Origin of the sequence: Candidatus Viridilinea mediisalina (genome assembly GCF_002532535.1) — a bacterium.
GTDB classification, from domain to species: Bacteria; Chloroflexota; Chloroflexia; order Chloroflexales; family Chloroflexaceae; genus Viridilinea; species Viridilinea mediisalina.
This window is the reverse complement of sequence record NZ_NQWI01000015.1, coordinates 1-16,006: the sequence shown is the minus strand read 5'-3', so window position 1 is coordinate 16,006 and position 16,006 is coordinate 1. Positions and strand designations below refer to the sequence as shown.

The window sequence follows — 16,006 nt, the reverse complement described above, 5'->3', positions numbered from 1 at the left end:
CCCCCCTTCTGGTTCCGTTCATGGAAAACAAAGAAAAACAATGCATAAAGCAACCATCCTCGAAGGCACACTCGCTTTCACCATCGCCCCCGACGGGCCGATCCTGATCAAGGCGGGCGAGAGCGGCGGGGCCGATCCGACGCGGCCCGACATGGAATTTGTACGCACGCGGCGCAACGGTGTCGCCCAAGTCTACCTGCCCGGCCCGTCGCTCAAAGGAGTCATCCGCGCCCAATGCGAGCGCATCTGCCGTTCGCTTGATGGCCCAGAACGTTACGATCATGCCCAGCAACACCGCAGTACGGATGAATTTGTGCCTCCGCTTGCCGACAATCCACTCGTTGAGAAGAAGGAGTATCAAGAATATCGCAGGGGTGGTAATGACATTACGTTCTCATCTGGTATCTACTTCGAGCAATTGAAGAGCAAGGACACGGCACTTATCTACCGCCGCTCGTCGCTGGTCAGCCAGATCTTTGGCCACACCAGCCTTGCCGGGCGGGTACGCTTTGCCGACGCCTACAGCGACGATCTGAAACCGGATCAGCTTGAAGAGCGCAACGGTGTGGCGATTGACCGTATCTATGGCTCGGTAGCGGTAGGGCTAGGGCCATTCAACTATGAGACGGTGATTGGCGGCACCTTCAAGACCAAGATCAACTTCAAGAATGTCACCCTCGCCCAACTCGGGCTACTCGGCCTCGCCCTGCGCGATCTAGCCGAAGGGCGGATCGCCATCGGTTTTGGCAAATCACGCGGCTTGGGGCGGGTCAAGGTGCATTTCGACACGCTACGCATCACCTACCCGACCTGCGAACTGGCCAACGGCCACTTGCGCCTATTGAACGGCAGGCGCAGCGTGGCCGCAACAAAGCTCGCGGGCCTCGCGGCGCTCTGCGCTGATCAAGCGCAGTTCAAGGATTACGCCCTCCCCAAACCGGAGCATGATCAGGGTAACATGCCAGAGGGCTTGGCCTACAGCGCCGACCCATTGATGGGCGTCGAGCTGCAAGCGCAGGGCAACGACCAGGTGCAGGCCATTTGGCAGGCCTGCATGCCCGCCTGGCGGCAGGAGCTTGGCTTATGAAAAAGGGCTACCTCTACCGGCTGGTGCCGGTTGATGCCGAACGGCTGCGTGCACTCATCGCCGATCTAGTCGGCACGCCCTGCTGGAGCTTTGGCGGGGCGGCGCAGTGGGACTTTGAGCCCAAGGCTGGCACGGGCAACCTGCGCGCCATTACCCAGTGGGCGGAGATCGATCTTAAGGGCGACTTTGGCCATGCCTTTTCAGGCCAAGCCGAGGTGCGCTGGAAACGCCACGACGAAAAACACTACGATGTCTTGGTACTGACTGAGACCGTACGGAAGATTGACGGCGCGACAACGCTTGCCGCCGGGTGGGATGTTGAGACACCCACAGAGCGCGCCATTATCCAAGATGGCCAACGTCCATCCATCAGCTACAGCCTCTACCACGCGCCCAACGGAGCGGTGCAATTTCTGCGCTACCGCTCACAGGAGGGGAGCGAGGAGGGCGTTGCCCTCCCCGAAAACCCCACATAGAGAGGGGAGCGGGGAGGGCAACGCCCTCCCCGAAAACCCCTCCCACCATTCTTGGAGGCACCAGAGAGACCATCTAAAAGAATCACCGTGAGGTAACCCTTATGAGCTTTCGTGATCGACCGCGGCGTCCACAACTGCCGCCGCTACCCAAACCCTACGACTTCGTACCCTTACCGGATGCTCGGCCCAAGCTCGCACCGCCAGCGGGCCACCAGCGCTACCACGCAGGGCGGCTGAGCGGCAGCTTCAGCGCCAAAATCATCGTCCGTTCGCCGCTGCATGTCGCTTCGGGAACGCTTGAACCGCAGCCGCGCAACCGCGACTATCCGGTCGCGAAGGCCATGTTCCGCGTCGGCGGCGAGGTAGCTATTCCGGCTACATCGCTCAAAGGCTGCATCCGCAGCCTCGCCGAAGCGATCAGCCATTCCACCATCCAAGTGACGCGCGCACGCGAGATCGAGCGCGACTACCAGCCCTCGCGGCGCCCTGAACGTGACGGCGTGGATGTCGTGCAGAACATGTTTGGCACCCTTGGCTACCAGGGTCTCGTGCGCTTCAGCGACGCCCGACTGCGGGAGGGGCGCACCATTATCGTGCCGACACCGCAACTCTTCCGCCCACGCTCCGAGTCGGTAGAGACCTACTTTGACGGGCGGCGGCCCCACGGGCGCAAGTTCTACATGCATGGCAAACTAGCCAAGGGCAACCTGCCACTTGAGGCGTGCGACGTAGCGAGCGAGTTTGCTCTGAGCCTCACGTTCGAGAACCTGACGCCGGGCGAACTCGGGCTGCTGCTCACAGCGCTGGGCTTAGGCGAACCCAAATGGTGGCCCAAGCTGGGCGGGGCCAAACCGGCATGCTTAGGCACCATTGAGATCAGCGAGCCACACCTCGTCGCCTACACGCCGCAAGCAGCCTACCGCGACTTCGACGCACCAACGACGCCGGTGGCCCTCGCGCCACTGCTTGAAGCGGCGCACAACGAGAAGCTCATCGTCGGCGCAGCGGCGCAACAGCTCGCCGAGATCCTGCGCTGGCCGAGGGAGGAGCGGGAGTGTCCGGAGAGGAATTATTGAGGGTGCAGGAAGCAGGTAGCAGGAAGCAGGTAGCAGGAAAGCTGTCACGCGGTTCTTGTCAGCTTGAGCGCAGCGAGGGTCTCTCTTCAGCGCGAAGAGAGCAAAGGAAAAGCAACTGCTTGGGTATCCATACTCGATCTTCGCGTACTTCGCGGTGAGATGTAAGATTCTCTTGGTCACAGGGCGACTTTTGCGCTATTGCCTTAATATCTTCTTCTTCCCTCAGACCTGCCAGATACGCACCATCGGATGCGTGGGAATACCACTGGCGGCTATACGGTGCGCACCTACCTAGCTGGTCATCTGTCCGCTTTGTATGACTGATACCAATTACCATTGAGCATGCCGCATGCCCAATGACAATCTAGCGCATTGAGATGCCATGCTCGGCTATCAGCTATCGGCTTTGGTATGAGGTGTATTACCAATGAATACTTATCCACCCATTGTTGCAAATGCACTTGATACACTATCTCTATTTTGCCGCGAGTGGGGTATCATTGAGGTAGCTCTGTTTGGCTCAGTGCTCCGCGACGATTTTCATGCTGCTAGCGATATTGATCTCCTGGTGCGCTTTCATGATGATGTAGACTACAGCCTCTTTGATCTCGTGCGTATGGGCGATCAGCTCGAAGCGATCTTTGGGCGTCATGTAGACATCATTGACCGCAAAGCGCTTGAGCAAAGCGCCAATCCCATTCGACGCAATAGTATTTTTGATTCTGCTGAGGTGATCTATGCGGAGAGATGAAGCATTGTTGTTCGATATGTTAATTGCTCTTCAAAAAATCGAGCAATTTAGTAATTGCTTAACATGACGATAAGATGTCCTAAATCAACCGCAATTAACATTAGATATTTACTGGTGCAATCATGAACGAAAATATACTGTGACGTTTACTACGAGGACGTGAGAATCCAAAAGTTGAATTCAAGCAGCAATTTTATGCTCTAAATAGTGAAGGAAGAGATCGCCACTGGGGTGAATTTATTAAAGATATCTTAGCATTATCCAACGGAAATATTAACTATGCAGCAAATCCTGGTTATCTTATTATTGGTGCTTCAGATAAATCTGAAGAAGATGGAAGAAGGGTTTTGTACTCTTGTGATGCGGTCAAGATTGAAAGCTCACAAATTCTCGATAAAGTAAACAGCACTTGTTCTCCACCGATCTCAGATTTATCACTTGAAAGAATTACAATTGACAATCATATGCTCATTGTTATTACTATTCCACCAAGTCCATATCTACATGAAACCACAAAGAAGATAGAGACAAAAAAAGCGCCATATAATGAAGGAACCGTGTTTATTCGTCGAGGAGAGTCTATTTCTAACGCAACTCAAGAAGAACGTGATGCGATTAGACGTGAAAAACAACGTGTTTTTGGTGAAAATCGTGTCATGGACTTACTTGAACGTAGGATAAGTATGACTGAACAGCGTATTGAGCAGCTACAAGTAGATATCACTGAACAAAGATATCGAGGTGAAGTATCTGATTTCTCAATTATTGAAGATGATATTAAAATTGAAAAACTTACATTAGATTATCTAAAATCAAAGCGAATTTTTCGACAACAGAATACCCGATCTGGAAAGAGATTTTATGATTATGCTGTAAAATTAATTGAAGAAAAAATTCCAAATATAATAAAATTTTTGGCTTCTAATTCGATGAATACCAATGGGCTTATAGATGAGATTTACCAAGATGCAGAGGATGCGATTAGAAAAGCTTTTGAACTTGGTTTTATCAGGCCTAGAGGGTATTTATATCTGATGAGATTTTATGATTTTAAGCAGCAGATGCGAGAGGCATATGACTGCGGATGTGATGCTTTGGAGATAGATCATCATATCCTAGATTTATATCGATTTCATCTTCAAATATGCTGGTCAATTTATGATTTATACGAAGATGATCGTGAAGATGTTATGCATTACATCAACTTAAATAAACAAAACATCTGTCGAATCTTAGGTGTCACGGAAGTTGATGATAGAGGTGAGCCTATACTTGATGCCATTGAATTCAATCTTTAGGAGTAGCTTCATGCTACGTTACAGTTTCCTCCTTCCTCCTTCCTCCTTCCTCCTTCCTCCTTCCTCCTTCCTCCTTCCTCCTTCCTCCTTCCTCCTTCCTCCTTCCTTCCCTTACACCAACAGATAACGAGGCTTCCCCATGACCAACTTCCCCGTTGCCGAAGCGCTGGCTGCTGATCTCGCAGGGGCTGGTGTTGATCCGAATGAGGCCCAGAAGGCGCTGGCCTATCTGCGGGCGAAGCGCGATGCGAAGCGCTTCTTTGACTATTTGCAGATTTTGGTGAGTAATGGCCATGTGGTGATCCGTTCGTAGCAGACGCTCAACTACTACCGCGATCTCCAGCAGATCTGTCGGCGTCACCTGGGTGGGATGGCCTACGCTGAGTTGGCTCCGACGCTCGGTTGGGCTCTGCGCCTGTTGCGCTACTACCGGGTCGTGCCTGAGGCGATTCAGCGCCGCGTGGCTACGGCACCTGTGCGGCAGAGCGAGCTTGCCCCCGCTACGCGCCGCCAGACAGACGCCGCACCACCGCCTGTGGCGCAGCGAGTATTGCCAGTGGTGGGCGAGGGCTTTACCGGCAAGGTGGTGGATGGCGATGAGCAGGTCTTTGTGATCCAGATCCCCGGCTTCGCCGAGAGCCAGGCGGTTGCGGTGCTCAAGCGCGGGCCCGGAGTGCCTAACTTTAGGCTTGGTAAGGATAGCGCCAAGGTTGAGGTTGTCGCGGTGCGCCAAGCCAAGAGTGGCAAGACCATTCTGGAGGTGCAGCGCACGGTGAAGAAGGGGTAGTGCCAAATTCGATAGCCGATAGCCGATAGCTGATAGCCGAGCATAGCGTTTCAATACCGTGAGATTCTCTGCGTTGCTCTGCGCTCTTTTGCGGCAATTCCCATACTCTCTGGAGTCCCCCTATGTCAACCCCACGCCGCCGTGGTGGCACGAAGCGCGATTCGTGGCGTACCTTTCATCGGCGTCTTTTTCTGGTGCGCCGTCTGGTGCGTGGCCCGGCTGATGCGACGACGTTGATTGACGCTACGCGGGCGGCCTTTAATCAGAGCGATGATGTCGAGGATATCTATCCGCCCGATGCGCGGGCAGCGCTGCGCCATGATCTTGCGGCCCTGCGTGACGAGTTTGACTGTCGCATCGACCGCGTGGCGGGTTGTTATCAGATGCATGACTACGGGCGTCTGGCGCTGCTCGACCTGCCGAACGAAGACCTTGAGGCGCTGGCGTTTTTGCTCAGCACCTTCGACGACCAGAGCCTACCGAATGGAGACAGTGTGGCGGCGCTGCTCGACCGCATCGTGGCGCTCTTGCCAGCGGAACGGCGTGCAGCCATCGCCTCTGCTGGCCGCGCGGTGCAACTTGATCTGCCACGTCCCTCGCGTTCCGTTGAGCCCCATCTGGTGCGGCGTTTGCGTCGGGTAGTGGGGCGGCAACAGATCAGCTTTGCCTATCGCTCTTCATTCGTCAACGAAGAGACCGTAGTGCTTCACCGGGTCGCACCGTATGGCGTGATCTTCCGCGATGGCCACCACTATTTAGATGCCTACAGCCATGAATGTGGCGATCCGGCGATTGCACCGCGCTACCGGCTCTACCGGCTCGACCGCATCGTCGCCGATAGCTTGCACGTCCTGCCCGATGTCCTACCCCCCATTGCCCCGCCACGGCCCCGCTACCGCCTGCGCTACACCCTGACGCCTGCCGTCGCACGCCAGCGCGATATTGCCCTCTGGTTTCCGGCCAGCGAGGCGCACTTCCTGTCCGACGGCTCCGCCGAGGTGCGGGCCGAATGTGGCGATCTCTGGCAAGCCCGCCAGATCCTCATGCGCTACCGTGAATATTGTGTCGTTCACGAGCCAGCAGAGTTGGTGGCCATGCTGCGTGAGAGCGTGAGCCGTATGGCTGCGATGTATCATGTTGGTGACGAGTGACGAGTAAGATATACCACATAATGAATTCACCCTCACTAACCAAGCTCTTTCGCCCCTTCCTCGAGACGCGCGCCCCGCTGCTCTTTCTGATTGGCTCCATCGCCTTAGCGATTCTTGGCAATGCCATCTACGAGTTGTTGACGGCCACCTTTGGGGCTACGCCGCAGTTTCTGATTGGCTTGGTGATCAGTGCGATGCTGATCTTCTCCTTTGTGGCGTTCAGCTTCCAACGTCTGCTACGCGCCTATGAACAACGCCAAGTTAGCGCCCACAACCCCGTGGCACCTGATCAACAAGCAGATCCGCATCCTAGTTTAATCTTACCAGTAGGGATGAGTAAACCTGGTGCGGAGCTGGATATTATCGTGTGGCACTTGCGTAATACCACGCTCCGCCACTGCTGGCTCCTGGCCTCGCCCCAAGCGATGGAGCTTGAGAAATTTGGCGACCTCAAGCAATATCTGATTGAACACGATGTCACCTGGCATCTCGTCAAGATTGATGATGCGATGGGGGCGGATCAGGTCTATGCTACGGTGATGGCAACCATCAAGAAGGCCCAGAATGACGACGATGCGCTGCCTCTGATTGCTGATATTACCGGGGGCACCAAAGCAATGACGGTGGGCATTGTGTTGGCATGTCTTGATACCCATACCACCGTACAATACTGGTTGGCCCCCCGCGATCGCGCAGGCAACCCGCGCATGACCGATGCGAGCCGTCCGATGAAGGTTATGGTGCATCGCACATGGCGGCAACCAGAGAAATAGGTTATGGTGCGATGTCTCACCACCCTGGAAAGAGGGGATGGGTGGGTTATGCTAGAATGAAGGTAACAATGTGTAGGCTGGGGGCGCGAGGAAACTAGGTTCCCTCGCATCCTCAAAAGGCGTAGTGTACATGAAATCGACACTTACTATCGAAACTTTAATGCGAGAAGCGTCTCACTTTTCTCAGACACAAAGTATATGCGATGAATCGTCTCTATATGGCGTAACAGATGGCAAAGCCGTTGGAACTTATATAGAGCATAAATTCAAATTCTATCTTGCAACCCTTTATGTATATGAACAAGGAAATTCAGCCTCTGGAATTGATTTTCCAGAAATGAACACTGATGTCAAAGTAACAAGTATCACGCAACCACAATCTTCTAGTCCATTCAAATCTGCTCGTCAGAAAATTTATGGGCTAGGTTATCATCTATTGATTTTTGTATATCAGAAGATTGACGATCATGCTCAACGTACAAGTCGTTTAGACATAAAACATGTTGTCTTTGTCGACGAGGGCAGAACAGCAGATTATCAGATGACCAGAGGTATCTTAGAAATTTTAGAACGCGAAGGAAACATTGAAGATTTGGTTGCATTTATGCAAGACAAGAACTTACCTGTTGACGAGATAGCAGCCAAGAATTTGGCTGAAGAGATCATGAAGAGTCCACCGCTACTTGGCTATCTTACCGTCTCCAACGCATTGCAATGGCGTCTTCAATATGGTCGCGTGCTACAGCAAGCTGGTCTTATTGAAGGCATCTACCGAGTGAGATAGTATCAATGATTGCAAGAAAATCAAAAACGATTTGGGAATTCGGTGATTTTCAAACCCCTAGTGCATTAGCAATGGAGGTTGTAACTACACTACGTCGTTATGGTATCAATCCTTTCTCAATTATTGAGCCAACATGTGGTAAAGGAAATTTACTTATTCATGCTCTTCGTGTTTTTCATAATGTTGAGCATGCTATAGGGGCAGATATTAACAAACAATATCTTGAAGTATTACAAAAACAGATTGAGTTAGAGAATATTTCAATTTCTGTTACTTGCATCAATACCGATTTTTTTATCACTCAATGGTCTTCGATCATTGATCAACTCGTTGAACCAATACTCATCCTTGGTAATCCTCCCTGGGTCACTAGTTCGGATTTAGGTGCAATACAGAGTGCTAATGTACCAGAAAAGTCCAATTTTCAGGGTTATGCTGGTTGGGAAGCTCTTATGGGTAAGAGTAATTTTGATATATCTGAGTGGATGTTATTACAGAATATAGAATGGTTGCAATCAAGACATGGCACAATTGCCATGTTATGTAAGACAATGGTTGCGAGAAAGGTTTTGCTGGCGGCCTGGAATAAAAATAAACGAATAAGTAGCGCGAAAATTTTTCGTATTGATGCAAAGAAACATTTCAATGCTTCAGTAGATGCATGTCTTCTGATAATTAACATTAATCAAGGAGTTTCAGATCATCTTTGCCAGTTCTTTGCCAGTCTGTCTTCTTTGCAACCAGAAAGTTTTATTGGTTATCGTAATAAAACAATGATCCCCAATATTGCGACGTATGATGAACTAGCCCATCTTCTGGGTGGTGACACAAATTACATATGGCGATCTGGAATTAAGCATGATTGTGCTAAGGTTATGGAATTGGATCGCTCATCACAGGGCTTCATAGCAGGCGGTAATGCCATCGTAGACATTGAAGATGAGTTTCTTTTTCCGCTGCTCAAGAGTTCTGATGTTGGCAACAATCGTGTTGCAACGGTCAGAAAATGGCTTCTCGTGACACAAAAATGTATTGGTGAGGATACGAAGAAGATAGAAGCGTTGGCACCAAAAACATGGGAATATCTTCATTCGCATCGCCGTTCCTTCATAAAGCGGGGTAGTTCTGTTTATAGAAACAGACCGGATTTTTCAATATTTGGTGTGGGTGATTACGCATTTACAGATTGGAAAGTAGCAATCTCTGGCTTTTATAAGCGATTAGCGTTTGTCATAGTGGGGCCGGTAGCAGGAAAGCCTGTTGTTTTTGATGACACTGTCTACTTTCTGTCGTGTTTTTCACAAGCAGAAGCTGAATTTATAGCATGCTTATTACGTTCCGAACTTGCTACAACATTTTATAATTCATTGATTTTTTGGGAAGATAAGCGTCCTATCACCATAGATGTTCTTAAAAAATTAAATCTACGTAGCTTGGCTCGTGCATATGGTCAGGAAGATGTGTATATTTCGTTTGTACTTAAAAGAAGTGAGAGAACAGCGGCTAAGAACGTAGATCAATTACGATTGTTAGAGACCGAAGAACCGTATAATGCCAACAATGAGTGACAAGGAAGGACAGATCGCTATGACCATCCTCCTCCTCAACTATAGCCACCCGCTCACGGCAGAGCAGGAGGCGCAACTCGGCGCCATGCTTGCTGCGCCCCTCGTGGTGCGTAACCTGGCGACCCATGTGGATCGCACGCGCCCGTTAGCAGAGGTGGCGTGTGAGCTTGCTGATCTGGCTGAACTGAGTAGCACGGCGTGGCAGACAACGCCATTCGTACTGAATCCGCCCGCCTTAGCCCCCGTTGCCTTGGCGCTGCTTGCCGAAATCCACGGGCGCTGCGGCAACTTCCCGACGCTGCTCCATGTGCGCCCGGTAGCCGATAGTTTGCCAACGCGCTATGAGATCGCCGAGTTGCTCAATCTGCAAACGGTGCGTGATGCGGCAAGGATGCGGCGGTAGGCGTTTGGGCGAGGCAAAACATCTGCCCTCCTGCTTTTTTGCGCTGTGGCGACTTTATCGCCACAGACAAGGATACAGGATACTGGATATTGGATACAGGCATGAAGCATCAGGATGCGCTGAATACTGTTGAACTGTAAAGTAGCCTGAAACCTTGTCATAGCGCAAAAAAGCAGGGGAATAACTACATATGTGACGTATCGAGGGACTATGCTGGAGTTACCAGCATAGTCCTTTTTTGTTGATACGTCTTGGCAAACCATTGCTCTTCTAGCGTAGTTACGATTGCGAAGGAGGTGTGTGATGTTCTGGTGTCTCATCACGCCGGCCATACTCTTTGCCACGCTTGGCATGCTTAGTCTGACGTTTGATGTGGGCCGTATACGTCTGCCGCGCTTCTCGCTCTGTTGGCTTTTGCGCGGCTGTTTGTCGAGCGTGTTTCTTGTCATCGCCGCTGGCCTTGTCGGGTTGGCCTACCTCACCCATTGAGGAGACCCCCATGCCCATCTTTCCCCCCTATAGCGGCCCGCCGCTGCTCGACCAGGTGGTGAGTGTTGAGAATCTGACCCTCGCTTGGCGACGGGTGCGGGGTAACATTCATGTGGCGCGTCGTGCGCGGAGTGCCGGGTTTGATGCGATGACGGTGCGCGATTTTGAGGCCGATTGGCTCAATCAGATGCGTGGTTTGGCTGAGGAGTTGCAGACGGGGAGCTATCGCCCGTTGCCTGCCCGCCACGTCACTATTCCCAAGGCGAGTGGCGGCGAACGGGCGATTGCCATCCTCGCCATCCGTGATCGGGTGGCCCAGCGTGCCGTGCAGCAGGTGTTGCAGCCGCTCTTTGAACCCCTCTTTCTCGATTGTTCCTATGGCTGCCGTCTCTATGTCGTCGAAGCGGGACGCCCTTCGTTGGCGCTCGATATGATGGAGGAGTTTCGCCCGTTGGTGATTGATCGTCTGGTGCTGGAACTCTTAAAGGCAGGCGCATTGCGTCGTGATCAGTTTGAGCGCCCAGCCCACCGCCCCGACGCGGTCTACCTTGATGCAACCGGGCGGGCGCTGCTGGTCGAACGCTACGAAGCGGCCATGAGCGCCCCGACGCGCCTCGCAAGCGGCGAACAGACGCCAATGCGCCGGGTAGTCCTACTCCAAGCCCAGGCGGTCGCCCGCATCGTGCGCGGTGAGCAGGCGGAGTACTAAGAAGGGGGCGCGAGGAGACCTGGTTCTCTCGCATCTTCCCAGCCTCATTGCAACATGAAAGTATGAAATCATGTTCACCATCATCAGCTACGACATCGTCAACGACAAACGACGCACCAAAGTCATGAAGCTGCTCAAGGGCTACGGGCAGCGAGTACAGTACAGCGTCTTCGAGTGTCAACTCAATCCGACCGAACTAATCAATCTCACCCGCCAACTCTTAGCCCTCATTGATCGCAATACCGACAGCATACGCTGCTACCGTCTCGATGCCGATGCGGTGCAACGCATTGCCATTTACGGCATTGGCCGTGTAACGACGGAGCCGACTCATTGGTTGGTGTGACTGGCAAGGGGGTGTGAGGGAACCAGGTTCCCTCACACCCCCTTGCCGGAGGGCTACGTCACTCATCACTCCGCCAACCAGACACGCACCAAGGGGTGGCCTGGGGCGGGATCGGGTGGGGTGGTGAAGAAGCCCTGCGTGGCGCGCCGTGGCTTGTGTGGTCGGGTTGGGGTTACCGGGCGGGTGCGCGGGCCGGGGGGCCGCCGCGATGAGACTGTGGTTGCGGTCATACTGATGCTCTGCACACGATCGAGGCGGAAGCAGCGCTCGGCCTGGGCGCTGAGGCAGTAGGCGTGCAAATACCACCAGCGGGCGTGGCGTTCGATGCGGAGCGGGCGCACCACCCGCTGACGTGCTATGGCTGCTTGCGCTCCTTGGTAGCAGAGCACAACCGCTTGGCGGCGGCGGATGGCGGTCTGCAGTTGGCTGAGTAGGCTGGCGATGGTGGGTGGGGCATCTGTTTGCGCCTGCTCCACCATTCCTTCATGCCCAGGCGCATCAACCGCCGCATCATCACTGTTTGGCTGCCACGGGGCTGCGCTGCCTAGCGCGGCCAACGCCGCGTCGCTACGGGCCAGCAGATCGGGGGGCAGGCTGGCCCGTAGGCGAGCGATGAGATCGCTAGGTGGCCCGAGTGGTGCCCCACGCGGCGCATGCGTCTGGTAAAAGTGCGCCGCCACGAGGAGCGTTGCCACCTCATCGGGACGCAGCGCGAGTAGCGTTGGTTCTGGCGCGGGCGGCGGCGGGGCGACAACCGCTCGGCCATCGCGCGCCAAGGCGTGGCAGAGCGCGGTGACCGCAGCGGGCTTGACGAGCGCCACGCCGGGGGCCAACTGCGCCTGGATCGTCTGGCGCACCGCCCGACGGCGCAGTGCCAGGCGCAGATCGGCGGGACGGCCACTCAACAAGAGCGTCGCGGTGAGCAGTTGCAGATCGCCCGTTGGCGCAAAGAGTTGCGCCAACGTCGCGGGGAGCGCCGCACAACGTTGGCGCAACAGCACCAAGAGCGGGGCCGCGTCGTGGCCGCGTGATCGCCCGAGGGCCAACGTCTCTGCTGTGAGTTGATAGCAGGTCGTGGCCCCTTCACGGGCAAGAAAGGCCACAAAAGGGGCCAACGTCAACTGATCGGCATCGTCCACATCATCATCCACCGCGATCACAAAGGCCGCATCTGCCCCCTCTCCAGCAGCAAGGCAACGCCATGCTGACGCACTCGGTTGGGAAGCAGGCATCGGCGATGCCGCATCACCATGCTCTGCCAGAGCGTGTGGCTGGGGGGTAGCGACCGACTGCGCCTGCGTTGTTGCGCCAAGCCAATGCAACGGGCCATGCCATGCTGCCGCCCAGACATCAACCGCACGATGAGGCAACCAGGGCGCGCGGCGGGGCGACGCACAAAAGCCGTGGGTATCCGCATCGGCAAGCGGGCCAAGTGCGGCGGCCAGTAGTGCATAACTTTGACGCGGGTCTTGCGGCAGATAGGGGGGCAACGCGGTGGCCCAGGCCAAGAGGCGGCGGCGCAACGCGGGCCAATCGAGGCCACGGCGGTTCACACGCAGCGCAGCGAACCAGGGATCGGGGCGCGGAGCGCGCAGCCAGGCATTGGTCAGCAGATGCCGTCGTTGCGCCGGCGTCTGGGCCAAGAAACGGCCCGCCGCCGGACTCGGCAGCACCGCCGTGCCAGTAGCCATAAAAAGTCCCAAATCGCCCAGCAGCGGCAGCAACCAAACCACCAGCGCCTCCGCCTGGGGCGGCGCAAGGGGGGCCAAACGGGGAGCGAGCAGCCGTAACGCAGCGGTCGTAGGGTGGCCAGCGGATTGCAGCGGCAGCGGATGCAGCGCAGCCGCCACCAGCAGCGCCGTAGTCGCCCAGACGGCAGGCACCTGCGCCTCCAGCGACGCGAGCGACTGCGCTCCTGCTGCGGGCCGCGCGTCAGGAGGTGCCGCAACCAACGGTAGCAGTGTGGCGGGCGTAGGTGGCAGCGGCGTCGGCAACCAACGACGCAACTCAGCGGGAACGAGGTAGCGTGGCGGGCGCTGGCGCAACGCTGGGCGGGGCAAGAGCCACCCCAAGAGCAACAGACGCTCGCTGAGCGAACGGGGTTCACGGTCGGCAGCGAGCGCACTCAGCGCACGAAGCGGCCCCAAGCGCAACGCCAACGTGGGCGCATCCAGCCCGCCACGCAGTACACGCAACGCCTGCACCGCCGCCTGCTCCTCGGGCGTCAGCAAAAAATAGAGGCGCTGCACAGCAGCACGGCGACAGAGCGCCGCCCGCAGACGGGCCAAGCGCTCGGCAGCCGAACAGCCCCGTGGCAGACTAATCCGTTGGGCTGCCGCAATCAGACGTTGCAACGTCGGCGGCGTTTGCGCCAGCAGGAGCGCCCAGGTTTGCATGGATTGTCGCCTCTATAATAGTAGCGGGGAGGGCTTCGGGGAGGGCGAAGCCCTCCCCGAAAACCCCCTCCCACCATCCCGGAGGTTCCAAAAACAGTAACTGACGAACGATAGCTCTAGTTTGGCAAGCGGCGTAATTCAACCATTTGATCGAAGTGTTGATCAAAAGCAAATACCTCTACGATCTTCAAGCGACGTGCCACAGCCAGCACCGAGCAATCAACATAACTCCAAGCTTTATCGCGGTAGCGTGTGAAGATGTTCCAAGTCTGCTGGCGGTCAAGCTCACTCAGTGCTAGGAGGCGAAAATTTCGGCTCTGCAGCATACGCTCACCAAGGGTAATCGCAGCCGACGCACCTAAACGCGCCTTAGTAAGCGTCATGGTTTCGGCAAAAATCGTTTCTGGAACGACATAGAATACGGCGCTCTGGGCATGAAAAAAAGCGGGCTGCCGCAGCGTGATGCTGATCTTGCCGATCAATCAACGCCAGCAGAGCCCCTGAGTCAATCATCAATTGCGTCACGACTCACCCTTTGCGTAGCGGTCGGCCATCATGCCCGCGCATGTAGCGCGCTGGAGCAATCTCCCATGCGTGCAACTCAGCCGCTTTTGAACCCAGCGCCTCGGCTGTGATATAGAGATCTGGATCTGCACTTGGTGCAATATCGTCAATGAGTGGAATATCATGAGCATACGCACCAATGATTTCCAACATTGGATCAGATTCTACGTCAAGCACATTATTTGATTGAGAATCTAGTGTTTCTTGAGCCAAAGCAGCCAATGTTTGGATGAGTTCTAGTTGCTCACGGGGGCTTAATTGCCGCACCAGGGTAAGCACCTGCGCCACTGTAGCCGTCATGGTTCACCTCGTTTGGTTTTGGGTGTGACCAAAATGTGTAGGTAGGGGGTGCGGGGGAACCTGGTTCCCCCGCAGTTCCCCCTTCCCGGCGGGGTTGTAGGACACCGCCATCGTCATCGTGGTTCACCCTCCGATACGCACCTAATCCATGCTGTACCCCATTCTAGCATGTCCCGCCCTTGTGCTACAATAACCATGCTCAACGTCTGTTCGCCGCAAGATGCAACCATCCCCTACAAAGAAGTATCCGCTCATGGTCACACAAACAATGGTTCAGCCCTCCTCTTGGATTGAAACAGGGATAGAACTGCGCAAAATTCGCGGACTCAAGCTCTTTACGTTTAACCATGACCTGCAAACACGGCTCGAGATGCTCATTGAACGCCAAAAGAACTACCTGTTGACGCCAGAAGAGACGACAGAATTGGCAGGACTGACTGAACTTGATCGGATTTTCACCTTAATGAATGCACGCATCATTGCTGAGTCATGACCATCAACCAGGCTCTGCGTCAACGCATTCGTAGACGCGCTCGCTTCTTGTGCGAATACTGCCACTCATCTGAAGAAGCCAGCGCTGCGCTCTTTACCTTCGACCACCTTCTCCCTCAATCGTTGGGTGGCACTGACGAAGAAGAGAACCTTGCGCTTGCCTGTCATCGCTGCAACGGTCGTCGCTATCATTTCGTTGATGGCATCGATATCTGAAAGCCCTTGCATCCCGCTCAAACACCTGCTATACTGCGCTCAGTTGATCATGGCGACACGATTTTACCAGATTCACGAAATCGCAACAGTATACACGGTCATTCACCAAGCAGCGTTTTGCGCTTACCAATCGCCTGAAACCATAGTGTATCTGGTGCGACCCTCTTCGATCTACTGCCCCGCTATGAAGGGGTTTGAAACCTCGTGGTCTAGAGCTCTCCAGAGCCCTAGCCAATCCTTCGATCTACTGCCCCGCTATGAAGGAGACTGTTGCATAATCCCCCCACTGCCCGTCTCGCGGCGGTTCGGCGGCGGCGTGCGCGGGCGGTGGCCGCGGCCA

Annotated in this window: 19 protein-coding genes and 1 pseudogene; 17 read left to right on the top strand and 3 right to left on the bottom strand. The window is 54.8% G+C overall.

Annotated elements, in window-relative coordinates:
* Window positions 1–40: 40 nt before the first annotated feature.
* The 15 genes and pseudogenes from CJ255_RS05205 (at window position 41) to cas2 (ending at window position 11,698) form a co-directional block, all read left to right on the top strand.
* Window positions 41–1,087, top strand: coding sequence for an RAMP superfamily CRISPR-associated protein (locus tag CJ255_RS05205; protein WP_097643033.1), 1,047 nt, complete (start codon window positions 41–43; stop codon window positions 1,085–1,087).
* Window positions 1,084–1,563 carry a hypothetical protein gene (locus CJ255_RS05200; protein WP_097643032.1) on the top strand — a complete coding sequence of 160 codons (480 nt, stop codon included), beginning with the start codon at window positions 1,084–1,086 and terminating at the stop codon, window positions 1,561–1,563. Before CJ255_RS05205 ends, CJ255_RS05200 begins: the two co-directional genes overlap by 4 nt.
* Before the next feature lie 101 nt (window positions 1,564–1,664).
* Window positions 1,665–2,639, top strand: a complete 975-nt coding sequence (locus CJ255_RS05195; RefSeq protein ID WP_097643031.1) for an RAMP superfamily CRISPR-associated protein — start codon at window positions 1,665–1,667, stop codon at window positions 2,637–2,639.
* A 427-nt stretch (window positions 2,640–3,066) separates the two neighbouring features.
* Entirely contained in the window at window positions 3,067–3,390 is a 324-nt protein-coding gene (locus tag CJ255_RS05190; protein WP_097643030.1) for a nucleotidyltransferase family protein, read from the top strand.
* A gap of 173 nt (window positions 3,391–3,563) precedes the next feature.
* Window positions 3,564–4,688 (top strand): annotated as a pseudogene (locus tag CJ255_RS05185) (ATP-binding protein); the annotation flags it as partial.
* A 139-nt stretch (window positions 4,689–4,827) separates the two neighbouring features.
* Complete coding sequence (locus CJ255_RS23355; protein WP_165774577.1) at window positions 4,828–5,001, top strand: hypothetical protein; 174 nt, start codon at window positions 4,828–4,830, stop codon at window positions 4,999–5,001.
* A 57-nt stretch (window positions 5,002–5,058) separates the two neighbouring features.
* Window positions 5,059–5,475 carry a hypothetical protein gene (locus CJ255_RS05180; RefSeq protein WP_097643028.1) on the top strand — a complete coding sequence of 139 codons (417 nt, stop codon included), beginning with the start codon at window positions 5,059–5,061 and terminating at the stop codon, window positions 5,473–5,475.
* A 122-nt stretch (window positions 5,476–5,597) separates the two neighbouring features.
* Window positions 5,598–6,626, top strand: a complete 1,029-nt coding sequence (locus CJ255_RS05175; RefSeq protein WP_097643027.1) for a helix-turn-helix transcriptional regulator — start codon at window positions 5,598–5,600, stop codon at window positions 6,624–6,626.
* Between the two features lie 20 nt (window positions 6,627–6,646).
* The gene (locus CJ255_RS05170; RefSeq protein ID WP_097643026.1) at window positions 6,647–7,399 is read left to right on the top strand and encodes a hypothetical protein; all 753 of its coding nucleotides are present in this window, start codon (window positions 6,647–6,649) and stop codon (window positions 7,397–7,399) included.
* 130 nt (window positions 7,400–7,529) lie between these two features.
* Complete coding sequence (locus CJ255_RS05165; RefSeq protein WP_097643025.1) at window positions 7,530–8,183, top strand: type II restriction-modification system restriction endonuclease; 654 nt, start codon at window positions 7,530–7,532, stop codon at window positions 8,181–8,183.
* 5 nt (window positions 8,184–8,188) lie between these two features.
* Window positions 8,189–9,751: a class I SAM-dependent methyltransferase gene (locus CJ255_RS05160; RefSeq protein WP_097643024.1), complete on the top strand. Its 1,563-nt coding sequence runs from the start codon at window positions 8,189–8,191 to the stop codon at window positions 9,749–9,751.
* Window positions 9,752–9,770: 19 nt separating this feature from the next.
* Entirely contained in the window at window positions 9,771–10,154 is a 384-nt protein-coding gene (gene csx15, locus CJ255_RS05155) for a CRISPR-associated protein Csx15 (protein ID WP_245863205.1), read from the top strand.
* Window positions 10,155–10,457: 303 nt separating this feature from the next.
* A complete protein-coding gene (locus tag CJ255_RS24345) occupies window positions 10,458–10,643 on the top strand; it encodes a hypothetical protein (protein ID WP_097643023.1) in 186 nt (61 codons plus the stop codon).
* A gap of 10 nt (window positions 10,644–10,653) precedes the next feature.
* Window positions 10,654–11,352 carry a CRISPR-associated endonuclease Cas1 gene (locus tag CJ255_RS05145; RefSeq protein WP_097643022.1) on the top strand — a complete coding sequence of 233 codons (699 nt, stop codon included), beginning with the start codon at window positions 10,654–10,656 and terminating at the stop codon, window positions 11,350–11,352.
* Between the two features lie 70 nt (window positions 11,353–11,422).
* Window positions 11,423–11,698 (top strand): CRISPR-associated endonuclease Cas2, encoded by a 276-nt coding sequence (gene cas2, locus CJ255_RS05140; RefSeq protein WP_097643021.1) that lies wholly within the window; start codon window positions 11,423–11,425, stop codon window positions 11,696–11,698.
* Window positions 11,699–11,763: 65 nt separating this feature from the next.
* Here cas2 and CJ255_RS05135 read toward each other — a convergent pair whose 3' ends face one another.
* The 3 genes from CJ255_RS05135 to CJ255_RS05125 all read right to left on the bottom strand — a co-directional run bounded on the left by CJ255_RS05135 (window position 11,764) and on the right by CJ255_RS05125 (window position 14,958).
* Window positions 11,764–14,094 carry a WYL domain-containing transcriptional regulator gene (locus CJ255_RS05135; protein WP_097643020.1) on the bottom strand — a complete coding sequence of 777 codons (2,331 nt, stop codon included), beginning with the start codon at window positions 14,092–14,094 and terminating at the stop codon, window positions 11,764–11,766.
* Between the two features lie 116 nt (window positions 14,095–14,210).
* Window positions 14,211–14,576: a type II toxin-antitoxin system VapC family toxin gene (locus CJ255_RS05130; RefSeq protein WP_097643019.1), complete on the bottom strand. Its 366-nt coding sequence runs from the start codon at window positions 14,574–14,576 to the stop codon at window positions 14,211–14,213.
* 46 nt (window positions 14,577–14,622) lie between these two features.
* Window positions 14,623–14,958, bottom strand: a complete 336-nt coding sequence (locus CJ255_RS05125) for a hypothetical protein (protein ID WP_097643018.1) — start codon at window positions 14,956–14,958, stop codon at window positions 14,623–14,625.
* 253 nt (window positions 14,959–15,211) lie between these two features.
* Between CJ255_RS05125 and CJ255_RS05120 the strand changes: the two genes are divergently transcribed.
* Entirely contained in the window at window positions 15,212–15,451 is a 240-nt protein-coding gene (locus CJ255_RS05120) for a hypothetical protein (protein ID WP_097643017.1), read from the top strand.
* Window positions 15,448–15,666: an HNH endonuclease signature motif containing protein gene (locus CJ255_RS24815; protein ID WP_217352403.1), complete on the top strand. Its 219-nt coding sequence runs from the start codon at window positions 15,448–15,450 to the stop codon at window positions 15,664–15,666. Before CJ255_RS05120 ends, CJ255_RS24815 begins: the two co-directional genes overlap by 4 nt.
* Window positions 15,667–16,006: the final 340 nt, after the last annotated feature.